The sequence below is a fragment of the Bacillus sp. C28GYM-DRY-1 genome, from assembly GCF_030519405.1.
Taxonomy (GTDB): domain Bacteria; phylum Bacillota; class Bacilli; order Bacillales; family Bacillaceae; genus Bacillus; species Bacillus spizizenii_A.
Genome location: NZ_JAUMKF010000004.1, coordinates 142,577 through 159,506, shown reverse-complemented (window position 1 = coordinate 159,506; position 16,930 = coordinate 142,577). Strand labels below are relative to the sequence as shown.

Here is a 16,930-nt window from a genome sequence, read left to right as displayed (position 1 = left end):
GCCCGATTGAGCAAGGATATTAAAGTCAAACTGTATACCAATTCATCGCAGTTTAATACCGAGATGCGTGGTATTGCTGTTCAGATGAAAAATATCAAATCTGAGTTCGAAAAGAACCGTACAGCAGTCGGTGTGTGGGGGAATCAGTTAAGGACAGCCCAAGTAACAGCCCGGACTCTTAGTCAACAGCTTGAGCTGCATAAACAAAAAGTAAAAGCCCTTGAAAGAGCTTATGCAGATGCGGCGATTAAAAAAGGGAAGGATGCAAAAGAGACACAAGCTCTTGCTCGACGACTGAACAATGCGACTGCACAGATGAATAGAACGCAACATGCCTTGAAGGAAACGACTCAGAAGATAAAAGAGATGGAGAGTGCATCAAAAAGAGCTGCTGCGCGAATCAGACAGATGGAGCAGCGTTTGAATTCTGTTGGCGGAACGATGCGCTCTGTGGGTTCATCGGTTGCAATAACGTCGGGCGTGGCCTTCGGTAGTTTAGTTTTGACATTCAAAGACGCCATACAAACCGGTATGGAATTTGAAAAGCAAATGAGCAAGGTAAAAGCGATCTCCGGCGGTACAGCGTCAGAGGTAGCCAAATTGAAAGAGCAAGCGAAAGAGCTCGGTGCAACCACTGTCTTTACAGCAAGTCAGGCGGCGGATGCACAGGGCTTTTTAGCTATGGCCGGTTTTAAAGTGAATGAAATTTATGATGCAATGCCGGGTATGCTCAGCCTTGCGGCTGCTGGTCAGTTAGAGCTGGGCGCTGCGGCAGATATTACGTCTAATATCATGACTGCATTTGCTCTAAAAGCTAAAGAATCAGGTCATGCATCGGATGTCATTGCGTATGCGGCTTCTAATGCAAACACAAATGTAGAGCAGATGGGGGAAGCCATGAAATTCTTGGCGCCTAATGCTCATTCACTTGGATGGGGCATGGAGGAATCAGCTGCCGCAGTTATGGCCTTTGGTGATGCTGGTCTTCAAGGGACATTAGCGGGACAAGCATTTGGTACATCTTTGACTCGCCTTGCAGCGCCTTCCAAAAAGGCAGCTAAAGAAATAGAAAGGCTAGGTCTTAATTTCTTTGATGCTGCTGGGAATATGAAGAGCATGCCTGAAGTAATTGCTGAGATGGAAAAAGGTATGAAGGGCATGACGAAGGAGCAACAGACTGCTACGCTGAAAACAATCGTAGGGGCCGAGGCGTATAAACATTGGACAATACTTCTTGAAAAAGGCTCGAAAGCCCTCGGAGATAATACAAAAGCTCTTGAAAAGTCAGATGGTGCAGCCAAGAAAATGGCTGATACTATGCTTGATAATGCACAAGGCAGCATTGTTGCTTTTCAGTCTGCGCTTGAAGGTGCAAAGATCAAACTAACTGAAAATCTTCTGCCGGCGCTTGGTGATCTGGCCGAAAAAGGAACAGAAATTATATCCGTTTTTAATAATATGGATTCCAGCACAGTTCAAACCATTGCCAAAACTGCTCTTCTTGCAACAGGCGTTCTGGGGGTTACAACAGCCGTTGCGACGTTAACAGCTGGAATAGGAACTCTTCTAGCATTTACCGGTCCTGTTGGCCTTGCTATTGTCGGCGGAACTGCCCTTCTCGGAGGAATTACTGTTGCCACTTATGCTTACAATGAAGAATTAAAGAATCAAAAGAAGAAACAGGAAGAGGCACGGGAAGCCGCATTGCTTTACGGTGAAGGGGTTTCTAAAGCAACTCAAAAATCAGCGGCGGCTTATGTTGATTTAAGAGAAAAAGCTGAACTTCAATTATTCGAATTGAGCCGGGTTTCGGGTGAAGAAGCTCAGAAAATGTCATCTAAATTAGTTACCACATATGCCAGTATGCGTGACCAATTGATACAAGAACTTGAAGGGCTTAAAAAGGATGCTTTGGTTGTCTTAAAAGGGCTTTATGCTGATACCGATGAACAAACAAAAAAAGCCGGCGAAAAGATGACTGACAAGATGGTCGGTGCGATTGATAAAGATATGCAAGAGGCTAGGAATAAATTAAAGCAGTTAAATGCTTTGCAAAAAGAGACAGGTCTCGTCACATCTAACATGACTGCCTCTCAAAAGAAACAATTCAATGACATTGTATCTTATTTTGAGTTGTCAACAAGTAAATTTGCCGCCAATCAAAAAGAAGCATTAGCAATGCAAAAAGTAGTAACGGATCAGCAAGGACAACTTTCATTTAAACAAGCTCAACAGTACAACAATGACATTAAAAAAGTCTATGAAGATGGTAAACAAGCCGCAAAGAAAGATATGGAATACAGAAATAGTGTTATTGAGAAGCTGTATGCGCAGGGATATATGGAGGCAGACCAAAGGAAATCGTTATTGAGCAAAAGTACAGCTGACTATAATACTGCATTAGCGAAAAACACTGATGCCTATGAAAAAAACTCAAGAGCCTTGTTCTCTAAAATGTCGAGAGATGGTAAACTCCTTGATTTAGAAACAGGAAAGGCTCTTGAGAGACAAACAGAGTTTATTACTAACTCAATGGGTATCGCAACGCAAGCTGAAGAACAGGATGCAGCATATCAAGAACGATGGGCAGCACGTCAAATAGATTATCTTCAAAAACTAGGGCAATCTAAAGAAAAAGCAATTGAGACAACTCAACAGGCTTTAGAAGAGTTTTATCAGGGAATGGGGATGACCCAAGAAAAAGCCCGCGAAGAAGCCAGTCAAATGATTGCCAATGTTGAAGGAGAACTAGATAAGCCGACAAATGCCGAGCAGTCAGGGAAGAAGGTTGCTGAGGACTTTTCTGCCGGATTGAAGCAGTCTACACCAGCAGTGGTAGGTGAAGGAACAGTTTTACAGCAGGCTTTAAATAATTCATTGAAGTCTGATACTGCTACACCTGCACAAGCCGGTAAATCCAAGGGAAACGCTCTAAAATCAGGTTTAGACTCTACCAAAAACTCGAATATACAAAGTGGTTCTGTCTTGCGGCAAGCTGTATTGAGTGAACTTGCTAAGGGCGGCGGGCAGGCCAATTCAGCAGGGCAGAACAAGGGAAATAAACATAAAGCTGGTTTAAATTCCACTAAAGGTGTCAATACATCGGCTGCTGGTTCTCTTAGTTCATCTGTTACAGGTGCATTGGGTAAAACAACCGACGGTGGTGGCGGTAAAAAGGCTGGAAATGAATTAGCGAGAGGATTGAACAGCCAAAAAGGTAACGCAAATTCTGCAGGTAAAAATGTATCTAATAGTGCAAAGACAGGTTTAAAAAGCGTTAAAACAAACAGTGTAGGTCAAGACTTTGTAACTGGATTTATAAATGGAATGGGGTCTTTAAATGGATCACTTGTTAGTGCAGCATGGAAACTTGGTAAATCTGCACTTAGTTCATTAAAGAAATCCATTGACTCGCATTCTCCGTCAAAACTGACTCAATCAGAAGGTCATAACTTTTCTGATGGTTTTGCAATTGGAATTCAAGATAAGGCAAAAACAGTGAAGAAAAGCGCTGTTTCCATGGCTCAAAGTACCATGAGTTCATTTAAACAGGAACTTAGCCAGATGGCTTTTGACATAAAGGGCGCGGCCGATCAGCTGATTTCCATGAAATCGGAACTTGTGGTCAGAAATGAAGTGGATACCCCATCGTTAAACGAAAAGCTTGATGCTTTGATTAAGCTTTTATCCAAGGGACTTACAGGTGATGGAGGAGGAAGCGCAGGAATGGCACAAGCTCCAGTTGTCATTTATCCTGCACCTGTTCAGATAGATGGTCAGCATGTTGCAAATATCCTGTTTGAAAAAGGAGATGGGAGTATTCTTGATCAAAAAAGCGCGGATCGTTACAACCAGAGTGCCTATAAAGGTGGGGTGAGAGGTTAATGATTGATCTATATTTAGACTTTAACGATGGAAAGGGGGAGCGAGAGCTAACAAGCTTGCTCCCTCGTTTTAGTGTGAGGAGTTTTACACCCGACTCTCCCAATATTGAGCGAGAAACAACAACGATCCCGAGGATAAACGGCTTAGTCTTGCCGCAGCATCCCCGAGATGTTGTTTATAAGGAGCGAAGTATAAAAGTTGAATTTCTTCTTAATTCAATTATTGCTGAGACGTTTTACCAGAACAGGCATGAACTTTATGCCTTGTTAGTTCAGCCGTTTCCCTATTACATTTCAACTGATTTGTTTCCTAACCGTCGTTTTCTTGTTACTTGTGACGGGAATTTCTCTATCCCGAAAGATAAGCAGAAAAACCATGCAACATTCACTGTAGAGTTTACAGACATTCTCGGGCTAGCCGAATCTAAGTATACATCTTCAACACTCCAGAATTTTAACGGAGAACACTGGAGTTCGGGCATGGGAATTTTAATGAGGGATGATCTTGAATATCACTTCAAAAACCAAAAGCGATTCAGCATTTATAATCCGGGGGATGCCATTGTAAATACTTTGCAGCATAACTACAATGTTACCTTTTGGGCGAAAGGCAAGAATGTCACAATAGTTAATCACACGAACGGTGAAAAGCTAAAGATTGAACAAGAACTTCAACGATCTCAGAAGGTAACGTTCATCAAACAATATACAGTGATTAATGATAAACGAATTAAAACCTCTGGCCGGCTTCCGTCTTTAGATATTGGATGGAACGAGTTTGAAATACAAAACTCGAATGATTTTGAAATCAAATTTGATACCCATTTTTATTACAAGTAAGGAGGGATGATATGGCTGCAGCAGACTTTATTAAAAGCCTTGTACCCGGCGCACAAAATGTATATAAAAAATATAATGTTCTCGCCAGCCTTGTCATTGCTCAAGGATGTCTTGAAAGTGGGTACGGCACAAGTGGATTGGCGCAAAAAGCGCATAATCTTTTTGGCATAAAAGGGACATATAACGGTCAGTATGTTTTGATGTGGACAAGCGAGCAAGATAAGTATGGAAACGTGGAAAGGATACAAGCTAAATTTAGAAAGTATCCCTCCTATGCTGAAAGCTTAGCTGATTTAGGAAGCTTGTATAACCGACTTGATCGATATAAGGCAGTCGTGGGTGAGATCAACTATAAAAAGGCATGTCAAGCAGTGAAAGACGGCGGCTATGCTACAGATGTGAACTATCCGAGCAAGTTAATCAGTATCATAGATCAATATAATTTAACGCAATACGATAACATAACGACGCTTCCTGACGAACCAGATGTACCTGATAATCCGGATACCCCGGTGGAGGACCCTGTATTTCCAAGTAAGGAATATGCGGGGAAAGACGTTTCTTTAAATAAAAACTTGCCTTCTGATGTTGATTTCCCTCAATTGTTTGTTTCTACGACTGACGGAAAGGATGTCGTTGAAATAACAGGTGTTATTGTTGATTTGACAGATGACACAACAGGAAAGAAAAGCTTTACCTTCACTATTACAAAAACTCAGCAGAATGCAGCTGAATTTGATCTTTTAATAAACGACAATATCCTTTATATAGACGAGAGAAAGTTCAATCACCAGAAATACTACATTACGGATGTTGACCTGAAACAATCAAAAAATGTAATCACAAAAACGATTACCGCGAATCATATCTACTCTGTCCTTCTTGTCGAAAACCGTGTTGAGGAAACGGTCTCTAAAAAGCTAAAGCTAAAAGAGGCGCTTGATATTGCACTAAAAGGGACGGACTTCACTTATGTATTAGAAGCTCCTGAAAGTGATTTCCCATCGGCAGAAGAGGAGAATTTTGGAGAGAAAAACAGCACAGAATTGATGGATCAAATCATAGAGGAATATGATTTAGAAATTGATGTTGATAATTATAAAATCCATGTTTACAAGAAAATGGGGCAGGAAGTAGACTTCACGCTTGATTCCCGTTATAACATGCCGGGAATTAATATCAAAACAAACTCGCAAAACTGCACGACTCGGGCGTGGGGATACGGTGCAATGGCAAAGGATAGCAACTCTACAGATAAGAAACCTAAGTATGTTTTTGAGCCTATTCTTTATGTTCATCCCGAAGAGAAAAGATTCTTGCGAGAGGGTAAACCAAGATGGGCCGATCCGATAAAAGATGAAACAATCAAAAAGCCGGGCAGCATGGTCTCAGCTTTAAAGAAACATGTCAATCCTTACCCAGAAACCACTGTAAGTGTAGATTATCAATATATCTATGAACCTAAGCTTTTATCTATTGAAAAACCTTTTTGGAAAGGTGACACAATTCATGTTTTGGCTGATACGGCCGACGGCATTACGTTTGAAGATGATGTTCGTTTATTGACCATTCAATATAACCCCTTGAACCCTTACAGCAGTCCTAAGCTTACATTTGCTAATTTTAGAAAGGATATTCAAGACATTGCAGTCAATCAGGCCAAGAAAATAAGGGATCAAAAACGCTATATTGATCAGTTAATGCGAACGCTCCGATAAGCGTTTTTTATTTTACCAAAAAAGGAGTGATCAAAATTGATTCGGCTAATAAAAGACTATGATCATACAAGAAATTCTCGTTATCAAGAACAGCTAAGATCAGATATACAGAACATAGAAAATACGTTGAATGAACACGAATATAATTTTAAGCGCCATGAAGCCTCCAAAAACGCCCACACATCGGAACAAATTGACCACGGCGGCTTTACTGTTGGAAACCGCCTGAAAAATCTATCAGCGCGATTTGCCAACATGGTTACAAATCACGATGGTTCAGATGTCAAAGAAGTAGTGGACGCTCGGGTGACAACTGAAGGAGAAATCGCGCAAACCTTGAAGGACCGGTTAGATTTAGAATTTAATAGGCTCGCTCAAAAAATAAAGCGCACCGTGTATGTTGATGACTTTGGCGCAATTCCCGACGGAAAAACAGACAGCACTGAGGCTTTCAAAAAAGCTTTAGGGAATGGCCGGGTGCGAATTGAGTTAAGTGCCGGAACCTATATTGTAAGAGGCATCAAGCTCCCATCCTGGACGTACTTGAATGGAAAGGGAAAAGGTATCACGACCATCAAACTCCATGAGGATACGCCCGCCAGCGAATGGGTGATTACAAATGCAGACTATGAGAAGGGAAACAGAAATGTCTTTGTACAGGGGATGTCGCTTGATTGGAACCCGGATCGACAAGGGGGAGTTCGGGCGACTGGTGGACAACATTCCAGCTGCTTAACATTTGCCAATGTTAAATACGGATGGGTAAAAGATGTTGAGGCGATAAACCCAGGGCTGCATGGTTTTGATATTACAACTCCTACTTATGATCATTTGCCAACAATTGATTATACGAAGAACGGGAGTCGTTATATATGGCTAGACAATTGCGTTGCCTACGGATATGGCGACGATGGGATTACCACACATTACAGTGAATATATTTTCATATCCAATTCACATTGTGTTTATCCAAGTGGCAAAGCTCATAAGCAGGGGGAGTCCAATTCCAACGGTATTGAAATTGACGACGGTTCAAAGCACGCCTGGATACTGAATTGCTATTCTGCAGGAAACGTCAGGGGCGTGGAGGTTAAAGCTCATGCCAAATGGCCGGCTGCTCAAAATGTCCATGTTATCGGTCATGTGTCGTATCATGATGTACGGTCATATGATATCCGTCACATCGGCCATCATTTAGCATCTGATCCTGAAAGCACGACAGCTTACGGTGTCACATTAACAGATTGTACTGCGATTGAACCGGTATTTAATTCCTTGTATAAGGACCTTTCACCGCGGGCGCTTGTCATTTCTGCCTACAAAAATGTCGTCGTAAGCGGCTTTACAGCCATCGGTGATCCTTCATACGATTATAAAAACTATCCGGCTATCGCGCTGCAATATCGCAGCCGAAACATCTCACTCAATGGGATTCAAGTACGCGGGTTTAAAAAAGCTGAAGCGGATATCCGTCTTTTTGGAGGTGACCAGCGTACTGATAATGTCAACATTTCAAACTTCACATTTTATAAATCTGCCAAAAGCGGCTTTGTGATTGGCGGGAGAGTATATAACGTTAATATCAACAATGGGATCATGACAGGGGACAAGGGTGCTTACGGTATCACCTCACCAAACAGTCAAGCCAATATTGTGGGTGTTTATGCAGAGGGTTATGATTACGCGGCGATGATTAAAGGCCAAAAGTATAAATATGTGCCAAACAACTTAAAAGGCGGGACGAGGGTTGCCACAACTTCAGGATATGCGACCTCAGAGACCGGTTTTATTGCGGCTGCATCCGGTGATCCTGTTGCTTCCGGAGAGGCTTCAGCTGTCATTGGATCTACCGGCGGATGTAAAGCACAAGGAACGCGGAATGTGGTGCTCGGTTCTTCTGATGGATCAACCGCAACAAAAGACGGAAGTCGCTCTGTCATCGGGGCTTCAAATGATGTCAGGATTGAGGGAGATGGAGTATCCCGAACAATTTTATCCTCACAAGCTGTCATCAACAATAAAAGCTATACGGTGGCGCTTGGATACGGCACCGGGAGTCCATCGGCTTCAAATAAAAAGGTAGAGATAAATGCAAAGGCTGGGAATGTTTTAGGTACCGGTCGTATTGAAAGTGTATCTGACTTAAAGGACTTGGCTGAATACTTTGAATCTAAAGACGGCAGTAAGATTGAGTCCGGTTACCTGGTAACGTTGGACGGCGATAAAATCAGGAAAGCAGAAAAAGGTGAAAAGGTTTTAGGTGTTATTTCTGAGACGGCCGGCGTCATTATGGGCGGTGCAGCTTTTTATTGGAATGATCGCTATTTGAGAAATGAGTTCGGCGGAATCATATATGAAGAAATTAACGTTGAATCAAAAGACAAAGACGATAATGTGGTGATTCAAAAAGAACTCATACCAAAAGAAAACCCGCATTACGATCCAGATATAGAATATATTTCGCGGGAAGAGCGGGACGAGTGGCATGTTGTGGGACTGGTTGGTCAGGTCTATGTCAGGATTGATAATACGGTCCAGATAGGAGACAGCATCGTTCCTTCAGGCGGCATTGGCACTAAATCAGAAGACGGAACAGGTTTTTATGTGATGCGTATCAAGCATCCTTACTCTTTTCAAAATGGATACGGTGTTGCCATGGTCTTCATGTATCCGCAGCTGTAAAGGAGGTTCATTAGTGATTTATAAACAAGGTGGTATATCACTTGATATAAACGCGCGGAAATCGAGCGCACATTCAACCAATATCCAATTTTTTACCCAGGATACGGGCAGCGCCAAGCTGTCCTTTTCTTTTACAAAAGATGGTGTCCCACTTCCATTGTCCGCGGTCGATGCAAAAATTGTTTTGCTTTATCCGGACGGCTCTTTCTATAAAAAGAGTCTTACTTTAATAGACAAAGTGAACGGAAAAGCAGAATACATTTTGTCGGATAGGGAACTGAAACATCCCGGAATTGTAAAGGCCGAATTAAAGCTCTACTATACAAATGGTCAGGCTCTGGCTACTTCCTTTTTTACTTTTACGATATCAAAGACATTGGAAGATCAGAACATCGTCCCGGTAGCTGAGTATTACATTGATGATTTTGAGACGTTACGGAATGGCATTAATCAGACAGTGGACGAAATCAGCCGAACAGTTGAAGAGCTGCGCGAGAAGTTTGCCGATCTCGAAGCAATTGAAACAAAAGAGGGCGCGCAGGAAAAGGCTGATATAGCAGAAAAAAACGCTAAGGGGTATACCGATGTACACGCAAATGATCAGATAAAGCATATTACGGCAAAAGAGCGCGAGACATGGAATGCGAAGGAGACACCTTCCGGCGCACAGGAAAAAGTGAATGCCCATGCTGCTGACTTAGAAATACATTTAGCAGCAGAAGAGCGAGGTACTTGGAATGCCAAAGAAACACCAGAAGGGGCCCAGAGAAAAGTTGATGCTCATGAAAACAAAACGGAAATTCACGTCACGTCAGAAGAGAAAAATAACTGGAATGATGTTATTAATCAATTTAGGGCGCACAATTACAATCAAGAAAGACATACATCTGCTATAGAACGCGCTAAGTGGAACGGGGCTATCACGTATGCCAATATTACTCTTAAAAATGGGGCTGCAGCCGGAACACGGACGCCCATTTATGCAAGGTGGGGGCCTTTATTGTTACTCCGGGGACATGTGAAAACAGAACCAGAAATTATATTTGGTTCAATTCCAGCATCATACGTTCCAGCTGGCGGGGCAGTCGTTTCTATTGCTCTTAGTGGGACAGGCGGGACAGCCAATCTCATTGTATATGAAAACGGAGATTTAAAAATCAAATATCCAGACCCGACAGATTCAAGCAAGCTTGGCGGAGGATACTATATAGATGTTGTCATCGGTTTTCAAGAGGGAGGTACAGCATGATACAGGTTTACAGATATGATGAGAACTTTATCTTTGTTGAACCGGTACCAATTGAAGAACCGGGCGAGGATGGAAAATATGTAATTCCTAGAAATTGTACAACCATTCAGCCTCCATCATACATTAAACCTATGTTTCATCTGGAAGAGCAAAAATGGTCAGAAGTAGCAACTCAAGCAGAAAAAGACGAGATTTTAAAACAAGTTGAAAATGGAAGAGTTCCGTCACCTTTAGATGTGTTAAAGTCTCAAAATGCTGAAATCATGGTGCAGCTGGCTGAAGCCCAGAACTTGATAGAGTCTCAGGCGAAAATGATCGCGGACTTATTATTAATGCTGGCTGAAGGAGGGGAAGCGTGATGGATTGGTTTAGAAATATCAAAACCATCTATGGGTGGGGCAGACAGTATTACACAAACGCTGATGTCGCCCGTTTTGTTGTCTCAAATAGAATCACAGAAGAACAATATAAAGAAATCACCGGTCTGACCTATCCAGCTACAGAGCCGGTTGTCATAGATTTAGGAAGTTAACCAACACCCGTCGAGGTGTTTTTATTTTGCCTCTAAGGAGGTGATCAAAAGAAATGGAGGAAACGAACGTGTATATTAACTTTGAAACGTTGGATTTAGCGAGAGTCTACTTGTTTGGAGGTGTGAAATACCTTGATTTACTGCTGATTATCAGCATTATTGACATCCTAACTGGTGTGATTAAGGCATGGAAATTTAAAAAGCTGCGGAGCCGGAGCGCATGGTTTGGTTACGTACGAAAAATGCTAACCTTTCTAGTTGTCATTGTGGCAAATATCATTGATACAATCCTTAATTTGAACGGTGTCCTGACATTTGGAACCGTTCTTTTTTATATCGCCAATGAGGGGCTTTCCATTACGGAGAATCTTGCACAGATCGGCGTTAAGATTCCGGCTGCCATTACTGACCGGCTTCACGTAATCGAAAATGACAACGAACAAACAAAGGAAAAGGATGAACAGGCTGCTGGTTAACCCGGCGGCTTTTTCTATATCAAATTAAAGGAGAGAACTCTTATGACAATCACAGTGAAAAAGGATCTTGTATCAAAATCTAAATACGGTTTGAAATGCCCGAACCCAATGACGGCGCAGTACATCACCATTCATAACACGGCAAACGATGCGTCAGCTGCTAACGAGATCAGCTATATGATCGGGAATACAAGCTCGACAAGCTTTCACTTTGCAGTCGATGACAAGGAGGTGCGGCAGGGCATCCCTACAAATCGCAATGCATGGCACACAGGAGACGGCACAAACGGAACTGGGAACCGTAAATCTATCGGTGTTGAAATCTGTTACAGCAAGTCAGGAGGCACTAAATATAAGGCAGCAGAAAAGCTGGCTGTTAAATTTGTGGCGCAGCTGCTTAAAGAACGCGGCTGGGGGATTGATCGTGTCCGCAAGCATCAAGACTGGAATGGAAAGTATTGTCCGCACCGTATTTTGTCAGAGGGAAGATGGGATGAGGTAAAGGCTGCCATTGAAGTAGAATTGAAAACGCTAGGAGGGAAGACAACATCTAAACCGTCATCATCTGCGTCTAAAGCTTCTGGGAGCACTTACACAGTCAAAAAAGGCGATACTCTTTCTGCAATTGCAAAAGAGCATGGGGTAAGTGTGGCAAATCTTCAGAGCTGGAATAACATTAAAGACCCGAATAAAATCAAAGTTGGCCAAAAGTTAAATCTTGAAGGCACAAGCACTTCCAGCACTAAACCAAGCAGTAAAAAAACGTCATATGCGCTGCCTTCTGGCATCTATAAAGTGACAAGTCCTATGCGAAAAGGGGATGACGTAAGGCAAATTCAAAAATCGCTGGCTGCTCTTTACTTCTATCCGGATAAAGGGGCAAAGAATAACGGCATCGACGGCGTATATGGACCGAAAACAGCAAACGCAGTCAAACGGTTCCAGTCTATGTATGGGCTAACACCTGACGGAATTTATGGATCGAAGACAAAAGCAAAGCTCGAAGCTCTTTTGAAGTAATAGGCCCCCTTTTGAGGGGGCTCTTTTATTTTGGCTCAATATTTATTATTAGAGACATTGTTGGAATTTTAGCTAGTGTAACAAGGTAGTCACCATCGAGCACCTCAAGTGTATTTTGCTCACTTTTTAGAAGATCGTTTACATGCTTAATATCAATTCCTAAAGTATGAAAAACCGCAAGTGTATTAACCAGGCCTATTTGAGAAGCCATATTATCTGAACCAGAAGTGGATAAATGTAAACGGTAAAATTTTTGATTGTTGTCATACCATGCTTCCAAAGTGAAAGTTCCACCGGAGTCATCAGTTTCTTTTTTAATTTCTCTTGTGTAGACTGTGCCATCACTGACTTCGTTAAGGTTAAATTCTCCGATATTATCTTTATTAATACGACTGAGACCAGTGGAATCAATATCTTTATTACTTTCTATATCACGAGCCACTTCATTGAAAGTCTGTACAAATTCATCAAGGCTAAAATTAAATTCTTTTTGGTTATCCTCAACACTCTGAACTTCAGAGTCTTCGTCGTCTTCAGAATACATTGGCTCCTCTTCTATTGAAGGCTCATCTGTAGTGCTTTCTGTGGCAGCAGTGACATCCTCGGTTTTGGATTTGTGAGATTCTCGATTCAACGTACCCATAATGAAAAAAAGACATAAAGCCAAAACAAGGCTTATTGGAGCTATTTGAATGCCTATCTTCCTAGTTTTTTCAAAGAAGATAAAAATCAATGCTGTAATAAAGACAAAGGTTGCTAATGTTGCAATAATACCAAGAATAATCATATGATCCTCCTCTTTTTAAAACGAATATTTACATTTTAAAGCAAATGAGGATTAATATCTACGCACTGTAAATACCTTGATAGTGATTGGGATTACAGACCGAGAACGAAAGTAAAGCTTGAAGCGAAATTACAAAAAATTAAACCCCTTCTGTTGTAGAAGGGGTTTAAAATTCATTTATCAATTTTCTTGTGGAGCAATCTTTGCCACTGGAGCACCACAGAGTAGGAAGAATGCAAATACTGCTGGTGGGGAAACTGCTAAACCTATAGTTCCTAGAAATCCTACAACAGTCAACCACTCTCCGTTTTGAATGGCTTTTTGAACTTGATTCAAAGCACCTTTACTTAAGTTAAGTGCATCTTCTAAACATCCTTGAACACTATTGATTTTGACATCGGTATAATTATATTCCTTATTCATATAATTAGCGAAAGCGATCATGCCCTCTTTTTGAGCTGAAGGATAAGGAGCTTTTTCAAGCTCGTCCTCATTGACTGTATATCCCGTCTCTTTGTCAAAAACTAAAATTTTAGTAAAGATGTACTCAACTTCTGCAACAGATTTTTCAATTTGTTCTTCAGTTAAGCCATCTAAACCGTCCTCCGGATTCAATTCTGTTGCTGAAGCTGCTGGTGCTATTGTGGCAATAGCAAGAAAGAAAATCGACGCCAGAAAAAACAATCTTTTCAACATGTGTGAACTCCCCCTTTTTTGAAATGGCAAAGCAATTTAATAGTAACATACATTTTTTCAAGAAAAAGGTAGTTTGATTATAATTAACAAAATAGACACAATTAGTAAAATATCGACAAAGATTGTTACCACAAATGCAAAGCAAGAAACGAAAGTGCCCATGCAAATATGCCGAACATTACAAAAAACCTAAGAAAAGTTTCATATTTTGTAAGTCTTCGTTCTTTTTTTGTTTTACCTAATCTCCAATAAAGGGCGTAGCCGGAGAACAATAAAATTATTTGTCCCAGTTGAGACACGGACTCTAAAAACTCTATACCATTCATTGATTTCACCTCTTATTTAATTATCGCAGACAAAAAAACCGTTTCCAACAGTTATATAAAAATTGAGCAATCCGTAATATGTCTAATGGTATAAAAAATGATGTTTCCCTTATCCAGTTATTATTTTAACGGAGCAGAATTTTTTTATTAAACCTATATACAATTGTTTATAGATTGTGTATAATAAGAGTATAAGGAGGTGAGGAAATGCTAGACAATATGTTAAAAGTCCTTCAAATTATCTTCTATGTTGCATCAATCGCATGGATTGCCCAACAATCACACGATGCAAAGAAAAATAATAAGAAGGACTAAGTGTAAAGGGAAGCGAGTTGGTCGCTCGCTTCTCAATATAATTATAAACAGTCTAGCATACAATATGAAGAGAAAACAAACATTCATTTTTTCCATGATACTGCTTAGTGTTGCATCCATTGGGCTGCGCTCATTTTGGACAAACCCTTTTACAACAGGCGTTATGATCTTTGTCTTAGCGTTAACCATTTACACGATCATTAAGGATTTAAGGAGAAGATAACATGGAATATCATCTGAAAAGCCGTCAGGAGGTCGAGGACTTCATCAGGCGTGAAGTCCTCACCACTAACGAGGCAGCAGAGTTACTCGGGGTTAAACGGGCACGGATAAGCCAGCTTATAGGCAGCGGGAAGCTTATTCCAGTTAAAAAGTTGAGCGGCATCAGTTTGTTTCTTCGCTCTGATATTGTGGTAAAGAAAAAAGAGCTGGAAGCTTCCCGGAAAAAATATCGTCCATATGAAGATTGAATATATAGTTATGATTTTCGTTGTTCTGCATACACTGAGTTAAAAAAACCCTCCGTAAATTGTATAAAAACTGGAAAAAAGGGCAGTACTGTCTATAGACAAAATAACATTTTTCACCTATTATTAAGGGAGTAATCCGGGGGTAAAGGCACACAAAAAGGGTAAGGTGGTGCACATATATGAAGAATATTATAACCAAAAAAGTGAAGCGTTTAAGAGAAAATTTACACCTGCGTGAAACGTATATGGCTGATTTGCTCAATATTAAGTTAAGTGATTATTTATTGTTTGAATCAGGCTATCTTGATTTAGATGATGTGCAAATTGATCTCTTAGCTAGAGCACTTGGAGTTAAAGAGCAATATCTTTATGTTGACGAAATTAGTGACAATAAAGTTTTAGCAAGAACGGATGATGGAGAAATCAGTGAAAATGATAAAAGGCAAATTGCTGAATTTAAAAATTTCCAAAGAAATTTAAGAAAAAAAAGAGATAAGGAGCCAGTCCTCAATTGATTAATGATTTAATAAAAAAATTAAGAGATGGCTATTCTCGTTATAAATACACTCCTGAAAAACTTGCCAACAATGTTTTAAAAACTTATTTCAACGGTGAGCCCCCAAAGTTTCCTATTAACATATTTAAAATGTTAAAGGATTTTGGGGTTTTTTATGAGTTTAGGGACTTAGACAAGCTAGAAGGTGCGTATTTACCTGATAGTGATGAATTGGAAGCTGCTGTTCTTATTAACAAAAACCGTCCATACGCAAGACAAAGATTTACTACTGCCCATGAACTCTGTCATCATATTAAAGATTACGATCAAGACATCTTATGCCCTAAAAATAGTAAAGATCCTAAAGAGCAGTATGCCAATGGTTTTGCAGCAAGGTTGTTAATGCCAAGAAAGTACTTTATTATGGAAGCGGATAAACTTGCTAACGAGGATGGATATGTAGAACCCGAAGATGCTTTTTCACTCTGTCACATTTTTGGTACAAGTTATGAATCTGTTATGTGGAATCTTTATAACTTTGGTAAATTATCTTTCCATTTGGACAAAGACTTCTTCACTAGGGTACGTGTAACAGAGAGACTTGGGAAGATTGGGCACAAAGAATTTTTACGGGACATAATTAATGACTATAAATATTTTCCTTCAGAGAAAAATACTCATTTATGGTTGAAGATACAGCATGAGCTAGTATTTAATGATAGCAGATTAGAAGGCTTAGATGTTAATTTAGAAGAAGTTGCTGAATTACTTACCGATTTTAGGCTTAAAGGTAAGGAGAGTAAGTATTATGAGAAATTTCAAGACGGGGATCGTTGTGAAGTAATTGGCCACAGTTTTATGTATGACATGATTAAAAATAAAAGATTAAAAGAAGTCCCAGACCGTACAGGGCTATTAGACCTACATAAGACTTTGTTTTGTCTATCTCCACACGCAGATGAAATGGGAGTGTTCAGAAAAATCGATAATATGATTTCTGGTGCAAGCATACAAACTTCCCCATACTCTAGAATAGAACAAGACATATACTTTGTTTGTAAAGACATTGAAAAACTTCTAAATGAAAAAATTGAAAAAGATGATAAAGAAGAAGAGATGTCAATTTCAGATTATGTCTCTAAAGTCACACGTATACACCATGAATTGACTAAGATTCATCCTTTTGAAGATGGTAATGGAAGAATAATTCGTGCTTTTTCAAATTGGTTATTAAAGCTGAAAAACTTGCCACCTATATATATTCCATATGAAGCAAAATCAGAATATGTGGATTCTTTACAAAAGGCAGATGAAAATTGGGACTTTGAAGATCTTGATGCATTTTTTTATAAGCGGTTGTTGGAGTCGTTTATAATTTTAAATGAAGAATTCTCATTGGTTTTTGAAGAAGATTACGAACTTCAACAAACTAGTTAAAG

General features: G+C 40.2%; 15 protein-coding genes. 12 read left to right on the top strand and 3 right to left on the bottom strand.

What is annotated here, in order from left to right:
* Positions 1-6: 6 nt before the first annotated feature.
* Genes Q3W56_RS06285 through Q3W56_RS06245 form a run of 9 tightly spaced genes read left to right on the top strand, consistent with a single transcriptional unit; the run spans position 7 to position 12,401 of the window.
* Positions 7-3,885 (top strand): phage tail tape measure protein, encoded by a 3,879-nt coding sequence (locus Q3W56_RS06285; RefSeq protein WP_302894866.1) that lies wholly within the window; start codon positions 7-9, stop codon positions 3,883-3,885.
* A 2-nt stretch (positions 3,886-3,887) separates the two neighbouring features.
* Positions 3,888-4,724 (top strand): phage tail family protein, encoded by an 837-nt coding sequence (locus Q3W56_RS06280; protein WP_302894901.1) that lies wholly within the window; start codon positions 3,888-3,890, stop codon positions 4,722-4,724.
* Between the two features lie 11 nt (positions 4,725-4,735).
* A complete protein-coding gene (locus Q3W56_RS06275) occupies positions 4,736-6,442 on the top strand; it encodes a phage tail protein (protein ID WP_302894865.1) in 1,707 nt (568 codons plus the stop codon).
* Positions 6,443-6,478: 36 nt separating this feature from the next.
* A complete protein-coding gene (locus Q3W56_RS06270) occupies positions 6,479-9,124 on the top strand; it encodes a peptidase G2 autoproteolytic cleavage domain-containing protein (RefSeq protein ID WP_302894864.1) in 2,646 nt (881 codons plus the stop codon).
* Positions 9,125-9,140: 16 nt separating this feature from the next.
* Positions 9,141-10,373 carry a phage baseplate upper protein gene (locus tag Q3W56_RS06265; RefSeq protein ID WP_302894900.1) on the top strand — a complete coding sequence of 411 codons (1,233 nt, stop codon included), beginning with the start codon at positions 9,141-9,143 and terminating at the stop codon, positions 10,371-10,373.
* Positions 10,370-10,732 (top strand): hypothetical protein, encoded by a 363-nt coding sequence (locus Q3W56_RS06260; RefSeq protein ID WP_302894863.1) that lies wholly within the window; start codon positions 10,370-10,372, stop codon positions 10,730-10,732. The genes Q3W56_RS06265 and Q3W56_RS06260 overlap by 4 nt, the downstream gene beginning before the upstream one ends.
* A complete protein-coding gene (locus Q3W56_RS06255; RefSeq protein ID WP_302894862.1) occupies positions 10,732-10,905 on the top strand; it encodes an XkdX family protein in 174 nt (57 codons plus the stop codon). The genes Q3W56_RS06260 and Q3W56_RS06255 overlap by 1 nt, the downstream gene beginning before the upstream one ends.
* A gap of 53 nt (positions 10,906-10,958) precedes the next feature.
* The gene (locus Q3W56_RS06250) at positions 10,959-11,381 is read left to right on the top strand and encodes a phage holin family protein (RefSeq protein WP_302894861.1); all 423 of its coding nucleotides are present in this window, start codon (positions 10,959-10,961) and stop codon (positions 11,379-11,381) included.
* 42 nt (positions 11,382-11,423) lie between these two features.
* Positions 11,424-12,401, top strand: a complete 978-nt coding sequence (locus tag Q3W56_RS06245) for an N-acetylmuramoyl-L-alanine amidase (protein WP_302894860.1) — start codon at positions 11,424-11,426, stop codon at positions 12,399-12,401.
* Between the two features lie 25 nt (positions 12,402-12,426).
* On the opposite strand, the gene Q3W56_RS06240 is transcribed toward Q3W56_RS06245, so the two are convergent.
* The 3 genes from Q3W56_RS06240 to Q3W56_RS06230 all read right to left on the bottom strand — a co-directional run bounded on the left by Q3W56_RS06240 (position 12,427) and on the right by Q3W56_RS06230 (position 14,210).
* Positions 12,427-13,188, bottom strand: coding sequence for a hypothetical protein (locus Q3W56_RS06240; RefSeq protein ID WP_268377642.1), 762 nt, complete (start codon positions 13,186-13,188; stop codon positions 12,427-12,429).
* Positions 13,189-13,368: 180 nt separating this feature from the next.
* The gene (locus Q3W56_RS06235; protein WP_268377640.1) at positions 13,369-13,884 is read right to left on the bottom strand and encodes a hypothetical protein; all 516 of its coding nucleotides are present in this window, start codon (positions 13,882-13,884) and stop codon (positions 13,369-13,371) included.
* 125 nt (positions 13,885-14,009) lie between these two features.
* Positions 14,010-14,210, bottom strand: a complete 201-nt coding sequence (locus tag Q3W56_RS06230) for a hypothetical protein (RefSeq protein ID WP_250620337.1) — start codon at positions 14,208-14,210, stop codon at positions 14,010-14,012.
* A gap of 539 nt (positions 14,211-14,749) precedes the next feature.
* Between Q3W56_RS06230 and Q3W56_RS06225 the strand changes: the two genes are divergently transcribed.
* The 3 genes from Q3W56_RS06225 to Q3W56_RS06215 all read left to right on the top strand — a co-directional run bounded on the left by Q3W56_RS06225 (position 14,750) and on the right by Q3W56_RS06215 (position 16,928).
* On the top strand, positions 14,750-14,995 hold the full coding sequence (locus Q3W56_RS06225) for a helix-turn-helix domain-containing protein (protein WP_302894859.1): 246 nt from the start codon (positions 14,750-14,752) through the stop codon (positions 14,993-14,995).
* Between the two features lie 179 nt (positions 14,996-15,174).
* The gene (locus tag Q3W56_RS06220; RefSeq protein ID WP_302894858.1) at positions 15,175-15,510 is read left to right on the top strand and encodes a helix-turn-helix domain-containing protein; all 336 of its coding nucleotides are present in this window, start codon (positions 15,175-15,177) and stop codon (positions 15,508-15,510) included.
* A complete protein-coding gene (locus tag Q3W56_RS06215; RefSeq protein WP_302894857.1) occupies positions 15,507-16,928 on the top strand; it encodes an ImmA/IrrE family metallo-endopeptidase in 1,422 nt (473 codons plus the stop codon). Before Q3W56_RS06220 ends, Q3W56_RS06215 begins: the two co-directional genes overlap by 4 nt.
* The last annotated feature ends 2 nt before the right edge of the window (positions 16,929-16,930 follow it).